The organism is Bacillus cereus group sp. BfR-BA-01310 (assembly GCF_022664325.1).
Lineage (GTDB): Bacteria > Bacillota > Bacilli > Bacillales > Bacillaceae_G > Bacillus_A > Bacillus_A paramycoides.
Genome location: NZ_JAKUHD010000001.1, coordinates 128,527 through 155,474, shown reverse-complemented (window position 1 = coordinate 155,474; position 26,948 = coordinate 128,527). Strand labels below are relative to the sequence as shown.

Genomic DNA, 26,948 nt, shown 5'->3' with positions numbered 1-26,948 from the left:
TCACGTTTTCTTTTTGCGTTATGTGGGCTACGATCTTATTTTTGCTTTTTTGAAAAGTTTGCTTTTGGTTCAGTTTTATTTATAATTCGTCCGATATTTGCACGGTGTTTATAAATAACCATACCTGCTAATAAACACATCGCAATAATGAAGATTTTATCCCCGCTAACAATGGATGCAATAACAGCAGCAACAGCTGTTACCATAGAAGAAAGTGATACGTATCTTGTTGTAAATAAAAGGCTGAAAAAGATAACAGCTAATATTACAAAAACAACTGGTGAGTAACATAATAGTACCCCAGCAGAAGTTGCAACTGCTTTCCCCCCGCGGAATTTTGCGAAGATTGGATATACATGTCCAAGAACCGCTGCTAATCCGAACCATAGTGGGTGAATATCTAACCCGAAAATAATCGGTAGACTTGTTGCTAAAGTACCTTTTAAAATGTCAGCAATTGTAACGATAAAACCTGCTTTTTTCCCTAGTGTGCGGAATGTATTTGTTCCGCCTAAATTACCGCTTCCATGCTCACGAATGTCGATTCCATAACCGATTTTTCCAACGACTAGTGCAAATGGAATCGAGCCAAGTAAGTAGGCAACGATAAATAAAAGATATGTAGTAACCATAAGTTCAGTCTCCTTTATTCAAATGTGTTGATAAAGGGTAAAAAGAGTTTTTCCCGTATATTGTACCATACATTTGTAAAGAGCACATTTCTTTTTTGTAAATGAAAAATTCATTATTTCGTGAAAAAAATTTCACAGGAATGTTACATTTCTCACAGAAACAATAAGACTATATGTTGTATGATTTTAATCAAAAGACAACAACATGTTGGTGGAGGGTTATGAATGTTGAAACAAAATGTACGTGGAGAAGAATTAATGAAAGTATTTGAGACAATTATCCACGGTAATGAACAAGATTTAATGCAGGAAAATGCAAATGTAGATGGCCGATCTCCAATGGGCGTAATGGGAACGTTCGCATCTGAGAGTGCAAAATATTATGCAGTCGAAAATTTACTATCAGATCAAGTGAAAAAAGCGATAGATCAAAATATATTATATCCACATGATTTAGATTTTTATGCGACAGGAACGACGACTTGTTCACAAATTCCGTTAGCACAAATGCTTGCTAACGGTTTTCATACTGGACATGGACATATGAGACAACCACAAGATATTAAAAGTGCGTTGGCGCTTTCTTCAATTATTTTTCAGGCGAATCAAAATATGCAACACGGTGGTCAATCGTTTGCACTCTTTGATATTGATTTAACTCCATATGTGAGGAAAACAGTAGAGAGACATAAAAAACGATTACAGTCATATCCGCTTACGAAAGAACAAATAGAGGAATTTGCATGGAAAGAAACTGAAAATGATACGTATCAGGCATGCGAAGCTTTCGTTCATAATTCAAATAGTATGCACAGTAGGGGCGGGGGACAAGTACCGTTTATTTCAATTAATTACGGAACAGACACATCAAAAGAGGGAAGACTTTTAATTAAACAACTTTTAAAAGCGACGCAAGCTGGACTTGGCAAAGGAGAAACACCGATTTTCCCTATTCAAATTTTTAAAATGAAAAAAGGTGTGAACTTTGAAGAATGTGATCCGAACTATGATTTATTTGAATTAGCGTTAGAAACGACAGCTGAGCGATTATTCCCTAACTTTTCGTTTTTAGATGCTCCGTTTAATGCTGTGCATTATGATGGTCGACCTGAAAGTGAAGTATGTTATATGGGATGTCGTACCCGTGTTATGTCTAATATCCATGGGGAAGAAACAGCAATCGGAAGAGGCAATTTATCGTTTACTTCTATTAATTTAGTGAAATTAGGGCTAATCAGCGGTTCAAAAGAAGCGTTTTTTGAAGCACTAAGCTATTACTTAGATTTAGGGATTAAGCAATTATTAGAGAGGTTCGCTTATCAATGTACAAAGAGAGCAAGAGATTTTCAGTTCTTATATTCACAAGGTGTATGGCGTGGTGGAGAAACATTACACCCTGAGGATACTGTGGCACCGATTTTAAAACAAGGGACGTTAAGTATTGGTTTTATCGGTCTTGCGGAATGCTTAGTAGCTTTAACTGGGAAGCACCATGGAGAAGATGAAGAATCGTGGAAGATTGGATATGAAATCATTTCCTTTATGAGGGAGAGAATGGATAAGGCGACGGAAGAGCATCAACTCAATTTCTCTGTAATTGCAACGCCAGCAGAAGGGCTATCAGGAAAGTTTGTGAAAAAAGATAGAGAAGAATTTGGTGTAATTAGTGGTGTGACAAATCATAACTATTATACAAATTCATTCCATATACCTGTGTATTACAACGTGCAAGCGATAGATAAAATTCGTTTAGAAGGTCCGTTCCATGCTCTTTGTAATGGTGGACATATTACGTATATTGAACTTGATGGTGCAGCTGTGCATAATCAAAAGGCGTTAAAACAAATTGTACAAGCGATGGCAGAGTATGGAGTAGGGTACGGTTCAATTAACCACCCTGTTGATCGTTGTAAGTGTTGTAGTTATCATGGCATTATCGGGAATGCATGTCCGAACTGCGGAAATGAAGATGAGCATGAAATAGAAAGAATTCGCCGTATAACAGGATATCTTGTAGGAGATATGTCGAAGTGGAATAGTGCGAAACGTAGTGAAGAGATGGATCGGGTGAAGCATAAATGAAAGTTATGAATATCATTCATGATAGTGTAGTAGATGGAGAAGGATTGCGGACAGTCGTGTTTTTTGCGGGCTGTCCGCATCGTTGTATCGGTTGTCATAATCCGAAATCTTGGAATGTTTGCAACGGAACTGAAATGACGGTAGAAGAAATTGTGAAAGAGATTGAAAAAAATCCATTAACCGATGTAACATTTTCAGGTGGAGATCCATTTTTTCAAGCCGCTGAAGTGAAAAAAGTAGCAAAAGCAGTGAAAGATTTGAAAAAAAACTTATGGATTTATACAGGTTATACGTTAGAAGAGATACAGAGTGCCCAAAATAATGATATGATAGAGTTGTTACATTATGGGGACGTTCTGGTCGATGGAAGGTTTGAACTCGAGAAAAGAGATTTAACACTTCCATTTCGCGGAAGCTCCAATCAACGTATTATTCGATTGCAAGAGTAAAAAGGCGGGATAGGTCAGATGAATAAAACAGTATTACTTGTTGAAGATGAAAGAAGATTACGTGAAATTGTTAGTGATTATTTTCGTAATGAGGGCTTTGAAGTAATCGAAGCGGAAGATGGAAAAAAAGCGCTAGAATTATTTGCTGAACATACAATTGATTTAATTATGTTAGATATTATGTTACCAGAAATAGATGGTTGGTCGGTTTGTAGACGAATTAGAAAAGAGTCAGCTGTACCAATTATTATGCTGACTGCACGTTCTGATGAGGATGATACATTACTAGGATTTGAACTAGGTGCAGATGAGTATGTAACAAAACCTTTTAGCCCGAAAGTGTTAGTAGCTCGCGCGAAGACGTTATTGAAACGTGCAGATGGCGCGGTAGGAGTAGCTGAAGAAAATGCTATGTCTTTAGCTGGAATAGAAGTGAATCGATTATCTAGAACAGTTTTAGTAGATGGAGAAGAAATTATATTGACACATAAGGAGTTTGAGCTTCTCGTTTATTTAATGGAGAACAAGGGAATTGTGTTGTCACGCCAACATTTATTAGATCAGTTATGGGGATATGACTACTACGGTGATGATCGAACGGTTGATACACATATTAAAAAACTAAGAAATAAGCTAGGAGATAAAGCGAAGCATATCGGTACTGTCATTCGAGTAGGTTACAAATTTGAAGAATAATCTTTAAGTTACTATGCACTTTAGCTTGGGAATATAGCAAATTTACACTCTCCTTTGTAGGTGGAATGTACAAAAAATACTTTTCTTGTCTACAATGGTAGATAGGAGTATTTTTTTAATTGGATTTCACGATGAGTTCACAAGAAGGACACAAAATGTGACTATACTAAAAGTACGAATTCACCAGAGAGGGGAAAGAAAACATGGGATATTACGACGGACCGAATTTAAATGAAGAGCATAGTGAAATGAGAGAAATGAAAAAATCAGGTAGTAAAAAAGGATATTTTTTCACAGGTTTAGTTGGAGCTGTAGTTGGAGCTGTTTCAATTAGTTTTGCAGCACCGTACATGCCATGGGTGCAAAATAATGGTGCAGCTGTTTCGTCATTTAATTCTAATAAACAAGTAGAAGGAACTGTAGTTCCAGTTGTAAATAAAGCGAAAAATGAAACTGATTTACCAGGTATGATTGAAGGTGCGAAGGATGTTGTTGTAGGAGTAATTAATATGCAGCAAAGCGTCGATCCATTCGCAATGCAACCGACAGGTCAAGAAGAAACAGCTGGTACAGGCTCAGGTGTTATTTATAAAAAATCAGGAAATAAAGCATATATTGTAACGAATAACCACGTAGTAGATGGTGCAAATAAACTTGCTGTTAAACTGAGCGACGGAAAGCAAGTTGATGCGAAATTAGTTGGTAAGGACCCTTGGTTAGACTTAGCAGTTGTAGAGATTGATGGATCTAATGTGAATAAAGTTGCAAGTTTAGGTGATTCAAGTAAAATTCGTGCGGGTGAGAAAGCAATTGCAATCGGTAACCCATTAGGATTTGATGGAAGTGTAACGGAAGGTATCATCAGTAGTAAAGAGCGTGAAATTCCAGTTGATATTGATGGTGATAAACGTCCGGATTGGCAAGCACAAGTTATTCAAACAGATGCAGCGATTAACCCTGGTAATAGTGGCGGTGCATTATTTAACCAAAACGGTGAGGTAATCGGTATTAACTCAAGTAAAATAGCACAACAATCAGTAGAGGGTATTGGTTTTGCAATCCCAATTAACATCGCAAAACCAGTTATTGAATCACTTGAAAAAGATGGAGTAGTGAAACGTCCAGCACTTGGAGTCGGTGTAGTTTCATTAGAAGATGTGCAAGCTTATGCAGTAAATCAATTAAAAGTGCCAAAAGAAGTAACAAATGGAGTTGTATTAGGTAAAATTTATCCAATATCTCCGGCAGAAAAAGCTGGTTTAGAGCAATATGATATTGTAGTAGCATTAGATGATCAAAAAGTAGAAAATTCACTTCAATTCCGTAAATATTTATATGAAAAGAAAAAAGTAGGCGAAAAAGTAGAGGTTACATTCTACCGCAACGGTCAAAAAATGACGAAAACAGCTACATTAGCAGATAATTCAGCTACAAAGAATCAATAACCGGAATTAAAGAAAGTCTCTTTCATGTTGAAAGAGACTTTCTTTATCGGATATACTAAAGGTATAGGAGGGATTAATTATGACAATTGAAAACCCAACTCGTACGGAAATTGGTGAAGTATTAAAGAAAAGCAAAACGATTGCAGTTGTTGGATTATCAGATAAGCCAGAACGTACATCATATATGGTTTCAAAAGCAATGCAAGATGCTGGGTACCGCATTATTCCAGTAAACCCAACAGTAGATGAAGTGCTTGGAGAAAAGGCCGTTTCTTCACTGACTGATATTAAAGAACATGTTGATATCGTAAATGTATTTCGTCGCTCAGAATTTTTAATGGATGTTGCAAAAGAGTTTGTAGAGATTGATGCAGATGTTTTCTGGGCACAATTAGGAGTACAAGATGAAGATACATATAAACTTTTACAAGAAAAAGGCTATACTGTAATAATGGATCGTTGTATTAAAGTAGAGCATGCGATGACAAAATAGTATAGATTTTAAAGATAGAAAGATTGATTCAGCCCTATATAAGTATGAATAGGGCCGATGAACGAGGTGTTCATCATGAGATTTTTTAAAGGCTGTTTTTGGGGATTGTTACTTGTTATCCCGTTTTGGATATTGATCATTTGGATCATGATTAAGGTTTGGAATGTGTAATCTTGGAATACATATCCATTTCTCGTTGACAAACGATTATTTTTCTGAAATAGTAGCCTAGAGGAATCCTTGTGAAAAAAACAAGGATTTTTCTATTGAAAATGGTATATAAAAGAGATAAGATAACTTGCCAAAACTATAGTCGAGGCGTTATTCTATAATAGAAACATATGTTCTGATTTGATTAGGAAAGGGGCAAGGAGTTTGGCAAAGCATCAGTTCCAATACAATGAAGATGCAATTCAAGTGTTAGAAGGACTTGAAGCCGTTCGAAAACGCCCGGGTATGTATATCGGGAGTACGGATAGCCGTGGATTGCATCATTTAGTATATGAAATAGTAGATAACTCCGTTGACGAAGCGTTAGCGGGATTTGGCGACGAAATTTCTGTCGTAATACATAAAGATAATAGTATTAGTGTTATTGATAAAGGGCGAGGAATGCCTACAGGAATGCATAAACTTGGGAAACCGACACCTGAAGTTATTTTAACTGTACTTCATGCTGGTGGTAAGTTTGGCCAAGGAGGTTATAAAACGAGTGGTGGCTTACACGGTGTTGGGGCATCAGTTGTAAACGCCTTATCAGAATGGTTAGTAGTAACGATTAAGCGTGATGGTAACATTTATGAACAACGCTTTGAAAATGGTGGTATTCCTGCAACGACGTTAGAGAAAATCGGAAAAACGAAAGAATCTGGTACGACAATGCATTTTAAGCCAGATACAACAATTTTCAGCACAACAAATTACAATTATGAAACATTATGTGAAAGATTACGTGAATCTGCATTCTTATTAAAAGGGATGAAGATCTCAATAAAAGATGAACGAAATGATTTAGAAGATGTCTTTCATTATGAAACAGGAATTGAAGCTTTCGTTTCATACTTAAACGAAGAAAAAGATTCAATTCATCCGGTTGTATATTTTAATGGTGAACAAAATGGAATTGAAGCAGAGCTAGCATTTCAATTTAACGATGGCTACTCAGAAAACATTCTTTCGTTTGTAAATAACGTACGTACAAAAGACGGTGGAACACACGAAGCTGGATTTAAAACAGCGATGACACGTGTGTTTAATGAGTATGCTCGTAAAGTTTCACTATTAAAAGAAAAAGATAAAAACTTAGAAGGTACAGATATTCGTGAAGGTGTAGCGGCTATCGTTTCTGTACGTGTACCAGAAGAAGTACTTCAGTTTGAAGGGCAAACGAAAGGGAAACTGGGTACAAGTGAAGCGCGTTCTTCAATTGATGCCATTGTATCTGAGCATTTAGCTTACTTTTTAGAAGAAAATCCGGATGTAGCTACACTTCTTGTGAGAAAGGCAGTTAAAGCAGCGCAAGCACGTGAGGCTGCTCGTAAAGCGAGAGAAGAAGCACGTACTGGTAAGAAGAAGAAAAAATCAGAAGGTACTTTAAGCGGGAAGTTAACACCTGCACAATCACGTAATCCTCAGAAAAACGAATTGTATTTAGTAGAGGGTGACTCGGCTGGTGGTTCAGCAAAGCAAGGGCGAGATCGTCGTTTCCAAGCGGTGCTACCATTACGTGGTAAAGTAATTAACACGGAAAAAGCAAAGCTTGCTGACATTTTTAAGAATGAAGAGATTAACACAATTATTTATGCAATTGGTGGCGGCGTAGGAAATGAGTTCGCTGTTGAAGATATTAACTACGATAAAGTTGTTATTATGACCGATGCCGATACAGATGGAGCTCATATTCAAGTATTGTTATTAACTTTTTTCTACAGATATATGAAACCACTTATCGAAGCTGGTAAAGTATTTATCGCACTTCCACCTTTATATAAAGTAAGTAAAGGAAAAGGGAAAAGTGAAGTGATTGAATATGCATGGTCTGATGAAGAATTAGATGGTGTAACGAAAAAGGTCGGTAAAGGCTATATGTTGCAGCGCTATAAAGGACTTGGTGAAATGAATGCGGATCAGTTATGGGAAACGACGATGAATCCTGAAACGCGTACATTAATCCGAGTGAAAATTGATGATGCAGCAAGAGCGGAGCGCCGTGTGACTACATTGATGGGTGATAAAGTAGAACCGCGTCGTAAATGGATTGAGCGTAATGTACAATTTGGTATGCAAGAAGAAGGAAATATTTTAGAAAACGAAATGATTATGGAGACGGAGGTGGAATAACATGCAGGCAGAGAAGTTTCATGACCTCCCGCTTGAAGACGTGTTAGGTGACCGCTTTGCACGTTATAGTAAATATATAATTCAAGACCGCGCGCTTCCAGATGCGCGTGACGGTTTAAAACCGGTACAAAGACGTATTTTATACTCTATGTATGTAGAAGGAAACGTACATGATAAAGCGTTTCGTAAATCAGCTAAAACAGTTGGTAACGTTATTGGTAATTACCATCCACATGGTGATTCCTCTGTATATGAGGCGATGGTCCGTTTAAGTCAAACTTGGAAAGTACGTAATGTTTTAGTTGAAATGCACGGAAATAACGGTAGTGTTGATGGGGATCCAGCAGCGGCAATGCGTTATACAGAAGCCCGTTTATCACCAATCGCATCAGAGTTATTACGTGATCTCGATAAAGAAACAGTAGAATTTGTGTCAAACTTTGATGATACGAGTGAAGAACCAGTTGTATTACCGGCAATGTTCCCGAACTTATTAGTGAACGGTTCTACAGGGATTTCCGCTGGTTATGCAACAGAAATTCCACCGCATCATCTTGGAGAAGTAATTGATGCTACAATGATGCGTATCGATCAACCGAATAGTTCTGTGGATGACTTGTTAACAGTTATTAAAGGACCAGATTTCCCTACAGGTGGTATTATTCAAGGGATAGATGGCATTAAAAAAGCGTATGAAACAGGGAAAGGCAAAATTATTATTCGCGGAAAAGCAGAAGTTGAAACGATTCGTGGCGGGAAGCAACAAATCGTTATTACAGAAATTCCGTACGAGGTAAATAAAGCGAACCTTGTTAAGAAAATGGATGAATTACGTCTAGATAAAAAGCTAGATGGAATTGCTGAAGTGCGTGATGAGACAGACCGTACAGGTCTTCGCATCGTTGTAGAATTAAAAAAAGAAGCGAATGCTGAAGGTATTTTAAATTATTTATATAAAAATACAGATTTACAAATTCCATACAACTTTAATATGGTAGCGATAAATAATCGTCGTCCAACACTTATGACATTACCTAAGATTTTGGATGCATATATTGGGCATCAGAAAGAAGTTGTTACGAGACGTTCGCAATATGAATTAAGAAAAGCAGAAAGTCGTCAACATATTGTAGAAGGTTTAAAGAAAGCATTATCAATTTTAGATGAAGTGATTGAAACAATCCGTGGGTCTAAAGATAAGCGTAATGCGAAAGATAATTTAAGTGCGAAATTTGGATTTACAGAGGCGCAGTCAGAAGCAATTGTTTCACTGCAACTATATCGTTTAACGAATACAGATATTACAGCGTTAGAGCAAGAAGCAGCTGAACTTAATAAGAAAATTATAGAGTTACAGTCAATTTTACAAAGTGAAAAAAGACTTCTTCAAGTCATTAAAACAGATTTGAAGAGAGTAAAGAAAACATATAGTGATGATCGCCGTGCGATAATTGAAGAGGAAATTGAAGAAATTAAAATCGATGTGGAAGTTATGATTCCGCAAGAAGATGTCATCGTTACTGTAACGAAAGAAGGATATGTGAAACGAACAGGTTGGCGTTCGCATAATGCATCGAACGGGAAAGACTTCGGTATGAAAGAGGGTGACATCTTACTTGAGCGTTTCGATACAAACACGACAGAAACCGTTCTTTTATTTACGAACAAAGGAAATTATATTTATCTTCCTGTATATGAAATGCCAGAAATTCGTTGGAAAGATTTAGGTCAACACGTTGCGAATCTTGTATCACTCGAGCGGGATGAAATGATTATCTGGGCGACAGTCGTACCGAACTTTGAGGAAGAAAAACGATTTATCGTATTTGTTACACGAAACGGTATGATTAAGAAAACAGAATTAAATCAATATAAAGTTCAGCGTTATTCACGGGCGTTTGTTGCTGTAAACTTGAAAAAAGATGATGAAGTTGTCGATATATTTGCGACAGATGGGACAAGTGATATTGTTCTTGCAACACATGGTGCATATGCACTTGTATTCAATGAAGAAGAAGTAAGTCCAGTTGGTGTAAGGGCGGCTGGTGTGAAAGCAATTAATTTAAAAGAAGATGACTATGTTGCTTCTGGTAAACCGTTAAATGGTGACAAAGATCAACTTATTCTCATTACGCAGCGAGGTGCTGTGAAACGTATAAAGGCATCAGAAATTGAGAAATCAACGAGGGCGAAGCGAGGTCTTGTTATTTTCAAAGAGTTAAAACGTAATCCGTACCGCATTGTCGGTATTGAAATTGTTCGAGATGATGAATTAGTTTACATGAAGACAGAGAAACACATTGTAGAAGAAATTGATCCGAAGGCGTTTCGAAATAAAGACCGGTATAGCAATGGTAGTTTAGTACTAGATGTTAATGATACTGGTGAAGTAGTGGAAACGTGGACGAAGAAAAGACCGGAATAAAGGAAGAGGATGTCCCAAAAGTTATTTTGGAACATCCTTTTCTTATTAATACGTTACTGTTATTGTCAGTTTGTGTCGGTAAAACGATATATTTGGAGTTGCGGTCGATATATTTGAACCAAAAATAAGAAGGCGCATTCCTCTTCAAAATCTTCGATTTAGTGGAGGTTAGCCTTCTGTAATTTACTTCTCTTGATTCTCTTTGTACGTACGTATAACTTCAATTGGTGCGCCTCCCGTTGTGAGTAACATGTAACTTCTACTCCAAAAATACGGTTTCCAGTAAAAGGTTTCAATTCATCGGGGAACTCTTTTCGTATATAGCGGGAAGTAACTGTTTTAAAACTATTCACAACATTAGCTAAGTGAATTTGTGACGGAGCATCAAACAGGATATGTATGTGATCCTCTTCACCGTTCATTTCAATAATTGTACAATTCCACTTTGTAAATAGGTTGTGTGCAATTTCCTCGAGCCTATTTTTTATGTTTTCATTGATACAAGGATGTCTATATTTTGTAACTATAACTAAATGATATGTTAGTTTATATATTGCTTGTCTATTCTTGTTAAATTCATGCATGAAACCACCCCTTATTATTTTACAACTAAATTAATATAGGTTACATTTTTAACATACTCAAATACGAAAAGGAAGGAGGGTTTGTTGGATGTCCACGACAAAATCTAAAACGTTAAAACATAAAATAACAAATCAAACAAACATCTTTGAACCAACGATTCAAATTTTTAATGAAGCACTTTCGTATTTTATGAAAGTTATTGATAAAGAATTTTTAAGTTTGGACGATTGGAACACAAAAGGAATCGTACCGGCCATGGAAATGTTGACGCATACGACGAAAACAAACCCACTTCCTAAATATAAAGAGTTCAACCAACAATTTTACAAGTTTCCTAGTTATTTCAGGCGCGCGGCTATCGCTTCCGCCTTCGGAAAAGTGAAAAGTTATCGTTCCTTACTCCAAAACTGGGTAGAAGAAAAAGAACAAGCGAAACAAGAGGGAAAACGTTTTTCAAAACGTCCACCTTCTTTTCAACTTGAACACAATGAATTTCCTGTGTTCTACCGCGGTAATATGTTTAAAAAAAGAAGTAACCATGAAGCGAAATTAAAGTTATTTATAAAAAAAGATTGGGTTTGGGTAGATATTACATATACACCAATAGATTTAGAAAAGAGAGGCGTTTCAGATTGGAAAGAATGCAATCCAAAGTTGATAAAAAGTGGTAAGAAATACTACCTAGCTATCTCCTATGAGAAGAAAATGCCGTTAAATAAAACAAACATAAAAGACCAAACGATTATTTCCGTGGACCTTGGAATGACCAATTCTGCGGTATGTTCTGCCATTCGTTCCGATGGAACTGTCATTGGACGTACATTTATTAACCAGCCAGTAGAAAAAGACCGGATGGATCGAATGAGTAAGAATGTAAAAATCGCACAAAAGAAATATGGGTATATTTCCGCTCCTAACCTTTGGAGAAAGATAAACGGTCTACAAAAACATATCATGATAGATACAGCTCGTCACATCGTAAACTTTGCGGAACAGCACCATGCTGATGTGATTGTATTCGAATTTTTAGGGAAAATGAAATTTTCACCTAACACTTACGGAGCCAAACGACTCAAACAAAAATTGCACCATTGGTGCAAAAATGGCATTCAAAATAAAGTAAAACAAATGGCGCACTACCGAGGAATTCGTATTCGTCGGGTAAATGCTGCAAATACTAGCAAACTAGCCTACGATGGCTCAGGTGAAGTTGTACGTAATCATAAAAAAGACCTCGCAACATTCCAAAATGGCAAGGTCTATCATGCTGATTTAAATGCAGCTTACAATATAGGCGCACGTTATTTCTTACGTGAGCATCTTAAAGCTTTTTCTGAAAAGAAAAAGTTGAAACTCGAGGCAAAAGTACCTCAAGTTTCAGCCAGAACACAGCAATCCTTATCTACATTCATTAGTTTTCTTCAGGCGGTCGTACCAACGGTGTGAAAATGCTCGAGTTAACCGTATTTATGATGAAGGATGCTCCATCAAAATCTATGATTTAGGTGGAGAGGTTCACAAAGCGCTCATATACTATTTTATTTTTTGAAAAAGATTACCTTAGGGCTCCTTTTTTCTAAAGTAAATTATTATGTATATGAAAATAATCTTGTTATAATAATGTAATGAAATCGTTCTCATAAATGGAGGGGCAGCATGAAAAAAATAGGTGTAGGGATTGTAGGGTTTGGATTTTCTAGTACAACATTTCACATCCCGTTATTACAAACGATAGAAGCATATGATATTCGTGCTATTTTATCATCAAAAGAAGAAGTAGTGAAACAAGCATTACCAAATACTGAAGTCGTTGGCACAATTGATGAATTAGTAAATCGAGCGGATATTGACCTAGTTGTCATTACTTCGCCGAATACAACTCATTTTCCATATGTAAAAGAAGCAATTTTACACGGTAAGCATGTTGTTGTGGAAAAACCATTCGTTGTTTCAATTGAAGAAGGCGAAGAACTGATTTCATTAGCGAAGCAACATAATGTCGTTTTAAGTGTGTATCACAATCGTCGTTTTGATAATGATTTTTTAACGATAAAGAAATTATTACAAGAAAAAAGAGTAGGGAACGTATATGCATATGAAGCGCATTTTGACCGTTTTCGCCCACATGTACGTGATCGCTGGAGAGAAAAGAATTTACCAGGGTCAGGAATTTTATATGACTTAGGTTCACATTTAATGGATCAAGCATTATCTCTATTTGGTAAACCAGATGCAATTAGTGCAGATGTAATAAAACAACGACCAGGTGCGGAAATAGATGATTATTTCCATGTTGTACTTCACTATGGAGTAAAGCGCGTTATTTTACATAGTAGTAGTTACGTAAAACAAGCAGGCCCACATTTTACACTTCATGGAGATAAAGGTTCTATCGTGAAATACGGTATGGATTCGCAGGAAGAACAATTAAAGAATGGTATAAAGCCGGGCGATAGTGGTTATGGAACAGATAAAGAAGCGAACTTTGCTATTTTAGAAACGGAAGAAAAGTTAGAACGTATTCCAACAGAAGTCGGCTGTTATGAAATGTATTATAAAGAGATTGGAAATAGTATATTAAATGGTGCAGAGCCACCAGTAACAGCTGAAGAAGGTTTGGAAGTTATTAAGCTTATTCAATTAGCAATTGAAAGTAGTGAAACTGGCAGAGCAATTTCAGTGAAATAAAAAAAGACACGATTTCGTGTCTTTTTTTATTTTTGGGGAACGGAAAGTCCATAAAAAAACATCGTAACGATATCTTGTATATGTTTTTCTCGATCTCCTTCAAGAAGCTTTGCTCCGAAGTCATCACCTAACTTAGTAAACATTTGAATGTAAAGTAGCATCATTTCTTTTGAAAGGTGAGGATTAATTTCATTTTTTTGCTGCGCTTTTTCTAGTAGTTCTAAAAACCAAGGGAGTATAGTTTCATTTTGATAGCTATAAACAAATTTCCGAAGTTCTTCGTCTCTTTGCATCACTTGTAGTAGCATATCAGGTTGAAATAATCCGCCAGTTTCCATTTTTCGTACGATCATTTTTTGCATCATTTCGTGAAAAGGCAAATTTTCAACAGCAAGCTCTGTATAGTATTGAAACTCACTTTGTATAAATTCTTGAATTAACTCTCTAAATAGGGCATCTTTACTACCGAAATGGTTATAAATTGTCACTTGAGAGACGTTTGCTTCTTTCGCGATATGTTCTATTTTCACTTCATTAAATCCACGTTCAGAAAATAATTCGAAAGCCGCATCTTTAATGGCACGTTTTTTCTTTTCTTTCACTTTTTCAAAGCCATTCAATTTAATCACCTCAATTAAAATATACAAGAAAAGATAATTGAAAACAATATTTTTGAAATATGGACATATAAATATTTCAAAAAGTTGTTGCGAATATGAAGGATGAGGAGTACAATGATTTTGAAATATCATCAATCAAATATTTCAAAAAATGAGGTGGGTTTATGATTTCAGTTCAAAATGTTACAAAACAGTTTTCAAATGGGAAAGGCTTGTTTGATATTACATTTGAAGTGAAAGAAGGGGAAGTATTCGGTTACTTAGGGCCAAATGGAGCTGGAAAATCAACAACTATTCGTAATTTAATGGGGTTTATAAAACCGACAGCTGGTAGAGCAACAATTTTCGGATTAGATTGCTGGGATGAGGCAGCGAAAATTCAAAGAGAAGTTGGTTATTTACCAGGAGAAATTTCTTTTATTGAAGGAATGAATGGACTAGAGTTTTTAAATTTGATGCAAGGTATGCGCGGGTTAAAGGAAACGAAGAGACGCGATGAATTAATAGAACGTCTGCAATTTGATGTGAAAACACCGATCCGAAAAATGTCTAAAGGAATGAAACAAAAAGTAGGAATAGTTGCTGCATTTATGCATGATCCAGAAGTATTAATTTTAGATGAACCAACATCAGGGCTCGATCCACTTATGCAGCAAATATTCATAGATTTAATATTAGAAGAAAAACAAAGAGGGAAAACGATTCTTATGTCGTCGCATATTTTCACTGAAATTGAACGTACATGTGACCGAGTAGCTATTATTAAAGATGGACGTCTCGTAACGGTTGAAGATATTCACGATTTACAAGGAATGCGAAGACAAGTAATAGATGTAACAGTATCATCTCAAGATGAAGTACAGTCACTTACACAATCAAATTTACAATTCGAGGCTGTGAAAGGGAAAACAGCATCAATTATTGTGCAAGGAAACTATCAAACTGTTTTACAAATACTATCAAACTATAATGTAACGGCACTTCAAACGAGAGCGACGGATTTAGAACATTTATTTATGCATTATTACGATCAGAAAGAAGGGGTAAAGCATGAATAAACAACTATTCTTAGCTAGTTTGAAAGAAACGCAAAAAAGTATATGGAGTTATGCTACTGGTGCAGCTCTTTATTTATGGTTATTAATTTGGATATTTCCATCGATGGTTTCAGCGAAAGGCTTAAATGAATTAATAAGTGCCATGCCTGATAGTGTAAAAAAAATCGTTGGTATGGAAAGCCCAATTCAAAATGTAATGGATTTTTTAGCTGGTGAGTACTATAGCCTATTGTTTATTATCATTTTAACAATTTTTTGCGTCACAGTTGCAACACATTTAATTGCTCGGCATGTAGATAAAGGAGCGATGGCATACTTGCTAGCAACACCTGTATCTAGGGTGAAAATTGCAATTACACAAGCTACGGTTCTCATATTGGGGCTACTAATTATCGTATTTGTTACTTACGTAGCGGGTATATTAGGTGCAGAATGGTTTTTAAAAGATAATAACTTAAATAAAGAGTTATTTTTAAAAATAAATATAGTCGGAGGGCTTGTGTTTTTAGTAGTTAGCGCCTATTCATTTTTATTTTCTTGTATATGTAATGATGAAAGAAAAGCACTTAGTTACTCAGCAAGTTTAACAATCTTATTTTTCATGTTAGATATGGTAGGGAAATTAAGTGATAAGTTAGAATGGATGAGAAATATATCATTATTTACGTTGTTTCGTCCGAAAGAAATTGCAGAAGGAACGTATCATATATGGCCAGTAAGCGTAGGTTTAACTGCCGGAGCGCTTTGTCTCTTTATAATAGCAATTGTAGTGTTTAGGAAGAGGGATTTACCTTTGTAGATTAGAAAGTCCACTGTGAAAGTGGGCTTTTTTGTTTGTAAATTCAAAGGGATATTTTTTAGAGTAATATCTAAGTAGATAGTCAAAATTGAATGCTTGCCTTTATTCTTGTGAAAATATTCAAAAAAGTGAACCTTTTTATAGGCTACTCCGTCTAATAAGTGTAAAGTTGAATTTGAAGAGAGGCTGAAACAGGAGGACCAATTGTGAAAGTAATTCCTTTATATAAGATGATTGTAAAAGAAGAAACGGATGTTTCTTTAGCTAAAAAGGGTGATCATGAGGCTTTCATGGCACTTATACATACAGAAAAAGTGAAGATGTATCGCATTGCGAAGGCGATGTTACATGATGAGACGAATATAGAGGATGCGATGCAGGCAACAATTTTAAAAGCTTATGAAAATATAAAAAAACTGAAAAAGGAAGCGTTTTTTCAAACTTGGCTAATTAGAATTTTAATAAATGAGTGTAACAATATAATTCGCTCTTATAAAAAAGTAATAGTAATTGAGGATTATGATAGTAATATGGTGGCCTTCGATCGATATGAAGATATTGATCTTTGTAATGCTATTCAGTCTTTAACGGAAGAACTAAGAGCTGTAACCGTACTTTATTATTATGAAGATATGAATCAAGAAAGTATTGCAGCGCTTTTAGAAATTCCAAAAGGCACGGTTAAATCAAGATTGTCACGTGCAAGGGAACAATTAGAAGAGCGATTAAAGATGGAGTAGGAGGTGGTTAAAATGGATAAAGAAAAATCATTTGATGAAAAATTAAAAAAGAGAATAGAGAAGGATAATACTGTATTGCCACAGGCACTAAACGAAAAAATTAATGATACACTTCATAATCTTCCTGTAAAAAGAAAGAGTTATAGAGTACATATGATGTTTATTAGTGCCGCTGTTCTAACGCTGTCAATTGTATCTATGTCTGAGTTTTCTATACAGAGCTTTGCGCAAAATGGAGGAGTGTTTAATTACGTAAAGAAGAATGCGTTTTCTGATTATGAGAATGAAGAAGAAATAAAGTCGAACGCCAATTATCCAGATAAGGAAAAGCTTCATCAAAAGATGCTTGATTCAATTGATCATTTCCAAAATGTTTTAGGGCAATTCGAGGAATATTCTAGCTCTACAAGAATTGCTACAACATATAAATATGCGATTGATACGGAGAAACAAAGTGGTATTTCATCTAAAGAAGATAAACTGTCGAAAAAAAGAACGATTATATATAACGAGGGTAGAAAAAAAGAGTTTAATGATGGGAATAATACGTATAAAGAGACGAGATGGAGCCCAAAAGAAAGAAATAATGAACTATTAAAATTAAGTCCTACGGAAAGGCTATTTAGAAAATCAGGTGAGAAAAAACGATACGACGATGAGTATGTAGGGCAAGCCAAATATAGCATTCAATCAGAATTCGCTGATTTATTAATTCGGTATAAAGATTGGAATTATAGAGAGACGAAGTATCTTGGATTAGATTGCTACAAAATAGAAGGGATAATAAACATAGAAATGCCTGTAAGTACATCTGAAGATTTGAGAGGGAAGTTTGAAATGGTTGTAGAGAAAAATACAGGAATTATGTTGAAGTTCCTTAGTTTCCATGAAGGTATGATTCAATATTCGATTACGACTGAATGGATACAAATAAACAAAGGATTGAAAGAGAATGTATTTCAAAAGGATAGCACTAATTATGAAAAGTTGAAAAACATATTAGATGAATAGAAAACGGAGGGAACTATATGGAGAATACCTCTCCTTCAAGAGAAAAGAAAAATAAACGAAAATATAAAAAGACAACGATAATAAGTGTATTGTTAGGAGTATTACTATTTGGTGGAGTTGGATATGGTACCTATGTATATATGAAGACTTCTAATATCGTACAAAAATCAAATTTGAATTTAGCGCGTGGTGAAAAATCAAATTTACGCGAGAAAGCTGTAAAGCCAATTACACACAACGTTTCAATTTTAATTATGGGAATTGATGAAAATCAAGAACGTCAAAAGGAGTATAACGGTGCATTTCATACAGATGCATTATTGTTAGCTACTTTTAATAAAGACGATAAGACAGTGAAGTTAACTAGTATACCACGAGATACATATACATATGTTCCAATCGAAAAGAAAAAAGATAAAATAACACACGCATATGGAAGTGGTTTCGTTAAAAACGGAAAAGATGGAGGACCACAAGCTTCTGTTGAGGCAGTAGAAAAGTTACTGCAAGTACCGGTAGATTATTTTGTGAAATTTAATTTTGGGTCATTTATTAAAATTGTTGATGGGCTCGATGGTGTTGAAGTAGATGTCCCTGTTGAATTTACTGAACAAAATAGTAAAGATGAACCTGATGCAATTCACTTGAAAAAAGGGGTTCAAAAATTAACGGGAGAAGAAGCACTTGCTTTGGTGAGAACTCGTCATATTGATAGTGATGCAATGAGGGGGCAGCGCCAACAACTTGTCATTGAAGCGATTTTAAGTAAATTAAAAAGTGTAGGGTCTATTACAAAACTGGAGAAAATGGTTGAGGCTGTCGATGGTGATTTTAAAACAAATTTAGCATTGGAGGATATGTTATCTTTTTATAAATATGGTTTAGATTGTCCAGTTGAGAAGATTCAACTTGCCGGTGATGATTTATATTTACCTAATGGTCCAAATGGACAACGTGTATATTACTATAATCCTAATAAAACAGACTTACAAAATTTGAGTAATACACTTAGAACACATCTTGGATTAAGTGAGAAGCGAATTGAGGGAAATTAAGGCAGATGTTATATCTGCTTTTTGTTTTGTTTAATAGTATAACATTTACATTTAAATATTATATACTATTTAAAAATTTTATATAATAGTGTAACATAATAAAGGGGTGCAAGTTAAATAGCAAGGGGGCTATCACATAGAATAAATGATTATCATTAATTGAAATAGTATGGGAGAAATGAAAGAAACAGGGGAGTATTGAAAATGAAAATTGTAAAGAATTTAACATTCCAAGTTATTGTGGCAATTATTTGTGGTATTGCAGTAGGAGCGATTTGGCCTAGTGTCGGACAACAAATGAAACCAATTGGTGAGACGTTCATTAATATGATTAAAATGGTCATTGCACCGATTATCTTTTTAACAATTGTGCTTGGTATTGCAAGTATGGGGAATATGAAAAAAGTAGGACGCGTTGGTGGGAAAGCGTTATTATATTTTGAGATTGTTACAACTTTTGCTCTTATCATTGGTATTATCGTAGCGAATGTCGTACGTCCTGGCGATGGGTTAGATCCTTCAAAGCTAAAGGGCGGTGATGTTTCGCAATATGTACAAAGTGGACAAGAAATGAAATGGATGGATTTCTTTTTACATATTGTACCTTCTAATATGTTCGAGGCATTCGCAAAAGGTGATATTTTACAAGTGTTGTTCTTCTCCATTTTATTTGGAGCAGGTTTAACGATGCTTGGAAAAAACGGTCAACCTGTTATCGACTTTTTTGAAAGATTATCGAAAGTATTTTTTAATATTTTGTCGATTGTTATGAAACTAGCACCGGTTGGAGCGTTTGGTGGAATGGCGTTTACAATTGGGAAATACGGTATAGGTACTTTAATACCATTAGGTAAATTGATGATTTGCGTATATGCGACAATGGCATTATTTGTTTTTATCGTTTTGAATTTTATTTGTAAGCTTTATAAATTTAGCTTATGGAAATACTTAGTACATATTAAAGAAGAACTATTAATCGTTCTTGGAACATCTTCATCAGAATCTGTATTACCGCGTATGATGACAAAGATGGAAGACTTCGGATGTTCAAAGCCAGTAGTAGGCTTAGTTATTCCAACTGGCTATTCTTTTAACTTAGATGGAACAACGATTTATTTATCTATGGCAACAATATTTTTAGCGCAAGTTTTTCATGTCGATCTTTCACTAGGCCAACAATTAACTATAATAGCTATTTTGTTAGTTACATCGAAAGGGGCAGCAGCGGTAACGGGCGGAGGATTTATTGTATTAGCTTCTACTTTATCTGCGATGAATGTTATCCCATTAGAAGGATTAGCACTTTTACTTGGGGTTGACCGTTTTATGTCAGAAGCGCGAGCAATCGTTAATTTAATTGGTAACGGTATTGCGACTATAGTTGTTGCAAAAAGTGAAAATGAATTCAATGATGAGAAGTATACGAGAGTGTTAGAAGAAATGAAGAGAGAGAGAATAGCCGGATAAAAAAGTCAGCTTTGCTGACTTTTTTTATTTTTGTAGGAAAGAGGTTTATGATGATATGCATTATTTATTAACAATAATTTACAGGTTCTTTATGGCTTGGGGACATAAAGACTATTAAATCAATACGTATAATTCAATGATGTACAGTATTTCAAAAGAATATGGAATTTTTATGAATATTACTGTAAAAAAATAATTTTTTAAAAATTTTCAATAATAGCACTTTACAAAACTCGAAAAATTAGTAGAATAATAGTTAATAAGAATCTTCTGATAAATATATAAAGAAAAACAAAATTATCAGAAAATTCTTAAATGAGATCGTTAAGAATTAGGGAGGGTACAGAAAGTGAAAAAGAAAAAAATCAAAAAACTAACAGCAGTTGTAGCACCAGTTTTAGCAATGAGTATGGCACTTACAGCATGTTCTACAGGTGGGGATAAGAAGACAAGTACAAATTCTAGCTCTAGTGGAGATAGTAAGTCTGGAGAAAAGTTAGCGGCAAAGCAAGTGTTAAATCGTACTGAAACAAATGAAATTCCAACAATGGATACTTCGAAAAATACAGATACATTAGGTTCTCAAATTTTAGGGAACACAATGGAAGGGTTATATCGTTTAGATAAAGACAATAAACCAATCCCAGCAGCAGCAGAGTCAAGCACGAAGAGTGACGATGGTAAAAAATATACATTTAAACTGCGTAAAGATGCAAAGTGGTCAAATGGTGATCCTGTAACAGCGAAAGATTTCGTATTTGCATGGCAACGTCTATTAGATCCAAAAACAGCTGCTGAGTATGCATTTATCGCATTCCCGATTAAAAATGCAGAAGCGGTTAATAAAGGAGAAAAACCTGTAACTGAATTAGGAGTGAAGGCGGTAGATGACAATACGCTTGAAGTTGAATTAGAACAAGCAGTACCTTACTTCTTAAACTTAGTTTCATTCCCATCGTACTACCCACTAAATGAAAAGTTCGTAAAAGAAAAAGGGGATAAATACGGTTTAGAATCTGATACAACAGTTTATAACGGACCGTTCGTTCTTACTGATTGGAAACATGAGCAAGGCTGGAAACTAAAGAAAAATGATCAATATTGGGATAAAAAGACTGTAAAATTAGATGAAATTAACTATAGTGTAGTAAAAGAAGTAGCTACAAGAGTAAACTTATATGATACAGGTGCAATTGATTCCGCACTTTTATCAGGTGAGTTCGTTGATAAATATAGAAACAATAAAGATGAGTTTGGAACTTATTCACAAGTAAGTACTTACTTCTTACGTATGAACCAAAAACGTGGTGGACAAGATACACCATTAAAGAGCCAAAAATTACGTGAAGCAATCGCACTTTCAATCGATAAGAAGAATTTAGCAAACGTTATTTTAAATGACGGATCTAAACCAGCGGACTTCTTAGTACCGAAAGGACTAGCAACTGGACCAGACGGTAAAGACTTCCAAGAAACATTTAAAAATGGTATCAAACCAGATGCGAAGAAAGCAGCAGCGGCTTGGGATGAAGCGAAAAAAGAACTTGGTAAAGATCAAGTTACAATTGAGCTATTAAACTATGATACTGGTAATGCGAAAAAAGTAGGGGAATATGTAAAAGACCAAATCGAGAAAAATTTAAAAGGTGTAACAGTTAATATTAAACTTCAGCCATTCAAACAAAAACTAAAATTAGAAACAGAGCAAGATTATGATTTATCATACGCTGGTTGGGGACCTGACTACGCAGATCCAATGACATTCTTAGATATGTTCCAGTCTAAGCATTCTCATAACCAAATGAGCTTCTCTGATGCGAAGTATGATGACATGATCAAAAAAGCTGGCGGTGAATTAATGGGTGATGCGAAAAAACGTTGGGAAGAGCTAGGAAAAGCTGAGAAATTACTTCTTGAACAAGATGTAGCGCTTGTTCCTTTATACCAACGTGGTGATGCATATGTTCAAAAACCAAATGCAAAAGGCATTGTTCATCATAACATTAGCCCAGAGTATAGCTTCAAGTGGGCATATATGACTGAAAAAGATGGGAAATAATTTTAAACAGTGATGCTATCTTTAAGTGGATATATACAAGTTCCTTAGCTGATTTTTTGTAGTGGGAATATTACTGTCCACAATAGGAAGATAAAATGATAGAGCATTCCAAAAGTAGACTACTTACTTTTGGAATGCTTTTTTATTATGAGATTAAATTTAAACAAATGAATAAGCGTAAGGAAAAGGAAAAGGGTACTTATATATGGTAGATGGAGGGGAATTCGTATAGTAGTAATTGTAAAATACGTAGTTACTATCAAATAAATTTTTTGAATATTTTTAAAAATACTTTACAAAACAAGAAAAATTAGTAGAATATTAATTAATAAGAATTTTCTGATAACTAGTTATTAGAAAGTCTATCAAAATTAGTTTCGTACATATAATTGGGGAGGGTACAAGAATGAAGAAAAAGATGAAAAAGTTCACGGCGGTTGTAGCGCCAGTATTAGCAATGAGCATGGCGTTGACTGCGTGTTCTGGATCTGGCGGGGAGAAGAAAACGACTACGACGTCTAGTGGTGGGGACGAAAAAAAGTCAGATATTAAATATGCTGCGAAGCAAGTTTTAAATCGAACAGAAAACCAAGAAATTCCGACGATGGATACTTCTAAATCTACTGATACGTTAGGGTCACAAATTTTAGGGAATACGATGGAAGGTTTATATCGTCTTGATAAAGATAATAAGCCAATCCCAGCTGCGGCAGAATCTAGTACGAAAAGTGAGGATGGCAAAAAATATACATTTAAACTACGTAAAGATGCGAAATGGTCGAATGGTGATCCTGTAACAGCGAAAGATTTTGTGTTTGCATGGCAGCGCTTACTTGATAAAAACACCGCTGCAGAATATGCGTTTATCGCTTACTATATTAAAAATGCAGAAGCGATTAATAAAGGAGAAAAACCTGTAACTGAATTAGGAGCAAAGGCGGTAGATGATTACACGCTAGAAGTAGAATTAGAAAAACCAGTACCGTACTTCTTAAATTTATTAGCATTCCCGTCATATTATCCGTTAAATGAAAAATTCGTAAAAGAAAAAGGGGATAAATACGGTTTGGAAGCGGATACAACAGTGTATAACGGGCCGTTCGTTATGTCTTCATGGAAACATGAACAAGGATGGCAGTTGAAGAAAAATGATAAGTATTGGGATAACAAGACTGTGAAATTAGAAGAAATTAATTACAGTGTTGTAAAAGAAGTAGCTACAAAAGTCAATTTATATGATACAGGATCGATTGACTTTACATTACTATCAGGAGAATTCGTAGATAAATATAAATCGAATAAAGATGAATACGGTGAGTATGCAGAATCAAGTACATTCTTCTTACGTTTAAATCAAAAGCGTAACGGACAAGATACACCGTTAAAGAGCAAAAAACTTCGTGAAGCAATTGCATTATCAGTTGATAAAAAAGGATTGGCGAATGTAATTTTAAATAATGGATCAAAAGCAACGGATCAATTGGTTCCGAAAGGGCTTGCAACAGGACCTGACGGTAAAGATTACCAAGATACATTTAAAAATGGTCTGAAATATGATCCGAAAAAAGGCGCAGCAGCCTGGGAAGAAGCGAAAAAGGAACTTGGAAAAGACCAAGTTACAATCGAATTACTAAGCTATGATGATGGAACTGCGAAAAAGATTGCTGATTATGTTAAAGATCAAATTGAGAAAAATTTAAAAGGTGTAACGATTAATACGAAAATTCAGCCGTTCAAACAAAAATTAAAATTAGAGACTGCACAAGATTATGAAATCTCTTATGCAGGTTGGAGTCCAGACTATGCGGATCCAATGACATTTATTGATATGTTTGAATCGAAGAGCCCATACAACCAAATGAGTTATTCAAATCCAAAATACGATGAAATGGTAGAACAAGCAGGTAATGAATTAATGGGTGATGCGAAGAAGCGCTGGGAAACGTTAGGAAAAGCAGAGAAATTATTCCTTGAAGAAGATGCAGGGTTAGTTCCTTTATATCAAACAGGAAGAGCGTATGTAATGAAACCGAATGTAAAAGGAATTGTGAAACACAACATTAGTCCAGAATATAGCTTTAAGTGGGCGTATGTAACTGAGGATGGCGGGAAAAAATAATATGAAAGCATTTCAAAAGTGACTAAGCTGCTTTTGAAATGCTTTTTTTAGTATGTATAAGAGAATAAGGCCCATGAAATTTGAGGTTATTTTCAAAATTCTACTGTAGGATATTAGAAGGAATGCGGTAGTTGGTTAGATGAATGTTAAGTAGAGATTTCATATTGATAAGAAAAATATAGAACTTAGCAATAGAGAAGAATAAGAGGTGGTATGTTTACATATAGTAGATGGGGGATAATTCATATAGTAGTAATAGCAAAATAACAAGTTACTATCATAAAAAAATAAATTTTTAGAAAATTCATAAAATACTTTACAAAACTCAAAAAAATAGTAGAATATTAATTAATAAGAATTTTCTGATAACGAAAGTTGATAGAAAATCTCTCAAAGTTAGTAGCGTACATATAATTGGGGAGGGTACAAAAAATGAAGAGAAAAAAGATGAAAAAATTAACAGCGGTTGTAGCACCAGTTTTAGTAATGAGTATGGCACTAACAGCTTGCTCAGGATCAGGTGATAAAGATAAGGCAAGCACAACGCCAAAAAGTGGTGAAAAAGAGGGCGGAAAATTAGCAGCAAAGCAAGTACTTAATTTAACAGATAGCCAAGAGATTCCATCTATGGATTCTTCAAAGGCGACAGACCAAGTATCGTTCCTTGCTTTAAACAACGTAATGGAAGGTTTATATCGACTTGATAAAGATAATAAAGCAACACCAGGAGTTGCTGAATCATATAAAAAGAGTGATGATGGTAAAAAGTATACATTTACATTAAATAAAAATGCAAAATGGTCAAATGGAGAACCTGTAACAGCAAAAGATTTCGTGTTTGCTTGGAAACGTGCAGTAGATAAAAATACAGCAGCGGAATATGCATACATTATGTTTGATTTAAAGAACGCAAAAGCAATTAATGAAGGAAAAGCAGAGCTTGATACGTTAGGAGTAAAAGCTGTAGATGATTACACATTAGAAGTAGAATTAGAAAATCCAGTTCCTTACTTTGTAGAATTAACTTCATTCGGAACATTCTATCCGTTAAATGAAAAATTCGTAAAAGAAAAAGGAGAAAAATACGGTTTAGAAGCAGATACAACGTTATATAACGGGCCGTTTACATTAGCAAGTTGGCAACATGAACAAGGCTGGAAGTTAAAGAAAAATGCACAATACTGGGATAATAAAACAGTTAAGTTAGAAGAAATTAACTTTAATGTCGTAAAAGATAGCGGTACACGTGTAAACTTATATGAAAGTGGACAAATTGATCGTGCGGCACTTGCATCTGAATTTGTTGACAAATATAAATCAAATCCGGATTTCTTTACACAAAAAACACCTTCAACGTACTTCTTACGTTTGAACCAAAAACGTGGTGGTCAAGATACAGTATTAAAGAACAAAGATTTACGCTTAGCGATTGCGATGGCGTATGATAAAAAAGGCTTAACGAATGTTATTTTAAATGACGGATCTACACCTGCAGATTACTTAGTACCAAAAGAATTTGCGAAAAGTCCAGATGGAAAAGACTTCCGTAAAGATAACGGAGATATTTTAAAAACAGATGTGAAAAAGGCAAAAGAGCATTGGGAAAAAGCGAAAAAAGAGCTTGGAAAAGACCAAGTAACGGTAGAGTTATTAAACTATGATAGCGATAACGCGAAAAAAGTAGGGGAATTCTTAAAAGGAGAGCTTGAGAAGAACTTACCAGGATTAACAGTTAATTTGAAAAACCAGCCGTTTAAACAAAAATTAAAGCTAGAAACAGATCAAGACTATGATTTATCTTATGCTGGTTGGGGGCCTGACTACTTAGATCCAATGACATTTATTGATATGTTTGTTACAAATGGCACTCATAACCAAACAGGATATTCAAATCCGAAATATGATGAAATTGTAGAAAAAGGGAAAGGCGAATTATTAACGAAAACGAAAGAGCGTTGGGATGGCTTACTGAAAGCTGAGAAAATGTTACTTGAAGATGCTGCAATTGCACCATTATATCAACGTGGTGACGCTATCGTTCAAAGACCAAAAGTAAAAGGCATTATTCACCATCCAGTTGGTGGAGATTACAGCTACAAATGGGCATATATTTCTGATGATAAGTAAGAGAGAGGGCGCACAATGCGCCCTTTTTCTATGCACTTTTCTTCCTTCCTGGAATATA

Annotated in this window: 21 protein-coding genes; 18 read left to right on the top strand and 3 right to left on the bottom strand. The window is 35.1% G+C overall.

Annotation, left to right across the window (positions count from 1 at the left end):
• Nucleotides 1-35: 35 nt before the first annotated feature.
• Nucleotides 36-632: a glycerol-3-phosphate 1-O-acyltransferase PlsY gene (gene plsY, locus MR109_RS00760; protein WP_048371379.1), complete on the bottom strand. Its 597-nt coding sequence runs from the start codon at nt 630-632 to the stop codon at nt 36-38.
• Between the two features lie 225 nt (nt 633-857).
• Between plsY and MR109_RS00755 the strand changes: the two genes are divergently transcribed.
• The 7 genes from MR109_RS00755 to parC all read left to right on the top strand — a co-directional run bounded on the left by MR109_RS00755 (nt 858) and on the right by parC (nt 10,562).
• Complete coding sequence (locus tag MR109_RS00755) at nt 858-2,714, top strand: anaerobic ribonucleoside triphosphate reductase (protein WP_242270582.1); 1,857 nt, start codon at nt 858-860, stop codon at nt 2,712-2,714.
• Nucleotides 2,711-3,163 (top strand): anaerobic ribonucleoside-triphosphate reductase activating protein, encoded by a 453-nt coding sequence (gene nrdG / locus MR109_RS00750; RefSeq protein ID WP_002172882.1) that lies wholly within the window; start codon nt 2,711-2,713, stop codon nt 3,161-3,163. The genes MR109_RS00755 and nrdG overlap by 4 nt, the downstream gene beginning before the upstream one ends.
• Nucleotides 3,164-3,181: 18 nt before the next feature.
• Entirely contained in the window at nt 3,182-3,859 is a 678-nt protein-coding gene (locus MR109_RS00745) for a response regulator transcription factor (protein ID WP_002172881.1), read from the top strand.
• Nucleotides 3,860-4,062: 203 nt separating this feature from the next.
• Nucleotides 4,063-5,304, top strand: a complete 1,242-nt coding sequence (locus tag MR109_RS00740; protein WP_242270580.1) for a S1C family serine protease — start codon at nt 4,063-4,065, stop codon at nt 5,302-5,304.
• A 79-nt stretch (nt 5,305-5,383) separates the two neighbouring features.
• On the top strand, nt 5,384-5,797 hold the full coding sequence (locus MR109_RS00735; RefSeq protein WP_048371369.1) for a CoA-binding protein: 414 nt from the start codon (nt 5,384-5,386) through the stop codon (nt 5,795-5,797).
• 375 nt (nt 5,798-6,172) lie between these two features.
• Entirely contained in the window at nt 6,173-8,137 is a 1,965-nt protein-coding gene (gene parE, locus MR109_RS00730; protein WP_071718081.1) for a DNA topoisomerase IV subunit B, read from the top strand.
• A gap of 1 nt (nt 8,138) precedes the next feature.
• Nucleotides 8,139-10,562, top strand: coding sequence for a DNA topoisomerase IV subunit A (gene parC / locus MR109_RS00725; RefSeq protein WP_071718080.1), 2,424 nt, complete (start codon nt 8,139-8,141; stop codon nt 10,560-10,562).
• A 158-nt stretch (nt 10,563-10,720) separates the two neighbouring features.
• Here parC and tnpA read toward each other — a convergent pair whose 3' ends face one another.
• Complete coding sequence (gene tnpA, locus MR109_RS30525) at nt 10,721-11,146, bottom strand: IS200/IS605 family transposase (RefSeq protein WP_472926438.1); 426 nt, start codon at nt 11,144-11,146, stop codon at nt 10,721-10,723.
• Between the two features lie 88 nt (nt 11,147-11,234).
• Here tnpA and MR109_RS00715 point away from each other — a divergent pair, with 88 nt between their 5' ends.
• Nucleotides 11,235-12,593 carry an RNA-guided endonuclease TnpB family protein gene (locus MR109_RS00715; RefSeq protein ID WP_242270579.1) on the top strand — a complete coding sequence of 453 codons (1,359 nt, stop codon included), beginning with the start codon at nt 11,235-11,237 and terminating at the stop codon, nt 12,591-12,593.
• A gap of 210 nt (nt 12,594-12,803) precedes the next feature.
• Entirely contained in the window at nt 12,804-13,835 is a 1,032-nt protein-coding gene (locus MR109_RS00710; protein WP_071718078.1) for an oxidoreductase, read from the top strand.
• A gap of 26 nt (nt 13,836-13,861) precedes the next feature.
• On the opposite strand, the gene MR109_RS00705 is transcribed toward MR109_RS00710, so the two are convergent.
• Nucleotides 13,862-14,464 carry a TetR/AcrR family transcriptional regulator gene (locus tag MR109_RS00705; RefSeq protein WP_242270578.1) on the bottom strand — a complete coding sequence of 201 codons (603 nt, stop codon included), beginning with the start codon at nt 14,462-14,464 and terminating at the stop codon, nt 13,862-13,864.
• 155 nt (nt 14,465-14,619) lie between these two features.
• Here MR109_RS00705 and MR109_RS00700 point away from each other — a divergent pair, with 155 nt between their 5' ends.
• From MR109_RS00700 to MR109_RS00660, 9 genes are all read left to right on the top strand, one after another.
• On the top strand, nt 14,620-15,513 hold the full coding sequence (locus MR109_RS00700; protein WP_048371361.1) for an ABC transporter ATP-binding protein: 894 nt from the start codon (nt 14,620-14,622) through the stop codon (nt 15,511-15,513).
• A complete protein-coding gene (locus tag MR109_RS00695; RefSeq protein ID WP_071718076.1) occupies nt 15,506-16,312 on the top strand; it encodes an ABC transporter permease subunit in 807 nt (268 codons plus the stop codon). Before MR109_RS00700 ends, MR109_RS00695 begins: the two co-directional genes overlap by 8 nt.
• Before the next feature lie 206 nt (nt 16,313-16,518).
• Nucleotides 16,519-17,052 carry an RNA polymerase sigma factor gene (locus tag MR109_RS00690; RefSeq protein ID WP_071718075.1) on the top strand — a complete coding sequence of 178 codons (534 nt, stop codon included), beginning with the start codon at nt 16,519-16,521 and terminating at the stop codon, nt 17,050-17,052.
• A gap of 12 nt (nt 17,053-17,064) precedes the next feature.
• A complete protein-coding gene (locus MR109_RS00685) occupies nt 17,065-18,063 on the top strand; it encodes an anti-sigma factor (protein ID WP_071718074.1) in 999 nt (332 codons plus the stop codon).
• A gap of 17 nt (nt 18,064-18,080) precedes the next feature.
• Nucleotides 18,081-19,118 carry an LCP family protein gene (locus MR109_RS00680; RefSeq protein ID WP_242270576.1) on the top strand — a complete coding sequence of 346 codons (1,038 nt, stop codon included), beginning with the start codon at nt 18,081-18,083 and terminating at the stop codon, nt 19,116-19,118.
• A 204-nt stretch (nt 19,119-19,322) separates the two neighbouring features.
• Complete coding sequence (locus MR109_RS00675) at nt 19,323-20,585, top strand: dicarboxylate/amino acid:cation symporter (protein ID WP_071718072.1); 1,263 nt, start codon at nt 19,323-19,325, stop codon at nt 20,583-20,585.
• A gap of 349 nt (nt 20,586-20,934) precedes the next feature.
• Nucleotides 20,935-22,644, top strand: a complete 1,710-nt coding sequence (locus MR109_RS00670; protein ID WP_141548766.1) for a peptide ABC transporter substrate-binding protein — start codon at nt 20,935-20,937, stop codon at nt 22,642-22,644.
• Nucleotides 22,645-23,050: 406 nt separating this feature from the next.
• Nucleotides 23,051-24,763: a peptide ABC transporter substrate-binding protein gene (locus tag MR109_RS00665; protein WP_071718070.1), complete on the top strand. Its 1,713-nt coding sequence runs from the start codon at nt 23,051-23,053 to the stop codon at nt 24,761-24,763.
• 432 nt (nt 24,764-25,195) lie between these two features.
• Nucleotides 25,196-26,890, top strand: a complete 1,695-nt coding sequence (locus MR109_RS00660) for a peptide ABC transporter substrate-binding protein (protein WP_178939189.1) — start codon at nt 25,196-25,198, stop codon at nt 26,888-26,890.
• The last annotated feature ends 58 nt before the right edge of the window (nt 26,891-26,948 follow it).

Coding starts and splice junctions, on each gene's coding strand:
- plsY (WP_048371379.1), bottom strand. CDS start 632: ATGGTTACTACATATCTTTTATTTATCGTTGCCTACTTACTTGGCTCG.
- nrdG (WP_002172882.1), top strand. CDS start 2,711: ATGAAAGTTATGAATATCATTCATGATAGTGTAGTAGATGGAGAAGGA.
- MR109_RS00745 (WP_002172881.1), top strand. CDS start 3,182: ATGAATAAAACAGTATTACTTGTTGAAGATGAAAGAAGATTACGTGAA.
- MR109_RS00740 (WP_242270580.1), top strand. CDS start 4,063: ATGGGATATTACGACGGACCGAATTTAAATGAAGAGCATAGTGAAATG.
- tnpA (WP_472926438.1), bottom strand. CDS start 11,146: ATGCATGAATTTAACAAGAATAGACAAGCAATATATAAACTAACATAT.
- MR109_RS00715 (WP_242270579.1), top strand. CDS start 11,235: ATGTCCACGACAAAATCTAAAACGTTAAAACATAAAATAACAAATCAA.
- MR109_RS00710 (WP_071718078.1), top strand. CDS start 12,804: ATGAAAAAAATAGGTGTAGGGATTGTAGGGTTTGGATTTTCTAGTACA.
- parC (WP_071718080.1), top strand. CDS start 8,139: ATGCAGGCAGAGAAGTTTCATGACCTCCCGCTTGAAGACGTGTTAGGT.
- MR109_RS00680 (WP_242270576.1), top strand. CDS start 18,081: ATGGAGAATACCTCTCCTTCAAGAGAAAAGAAAAATAAACGAAAATAT.
- MR109_RS00685 (WP_071718074.1), top strand. CDS start 17,065: ATGGATAAAGAAAAATCATTTGATGAAAAATTAAAAAAGAGAATAGAG.
- MR109_RS00675 (WP_071718072.1), top strand. CDS start 19,323: ATGAAAATTGTAAAGAATTTAACATTCCAAGTTATTGTGGCAATTATT.
- MR109_RS00695 (WP_071718076.1), top strand. CDS start 15,506: ATGAATAAACAACTATTCTTAGCTAGTTTGAAAGAAACGCAAAAAAGT.
- MR109_RS00735 (WP_048371369.1), top strand. CDS start 5,384: ATGACAATTGAAAACCCAACTCGTACGGAAATTGGTGAAGTATTAAAG.
- MR109_RS00755 (WP_242270582.1), top strand. CDS start 858: ATGTTGAAACAAAATGTACGTGGAGAAGAATTAATGAAAGTATTTGAG.
- MR109_RS00700 (WP_048371361.1), top strand. CDS start 14,620: ATGATTTCAGTTCAAAATGTTACAAAACAGTTTTCAAATGGGAAAGGC.
- MR109_RS00665 (WP_071718070.1), top strand. CDS start 23,051: ATGAAGAAAAAGATGAAAAAGTTCACGGCGGTTGTAGCGCCAGTATTA.
- MR109_RS00660 (WP_178939189.1), top strand. CDS start 25,196: ATGAAGAGAAAAAAGATGAAAAAATTAACAGCGGTTGTAGCACCAGTT.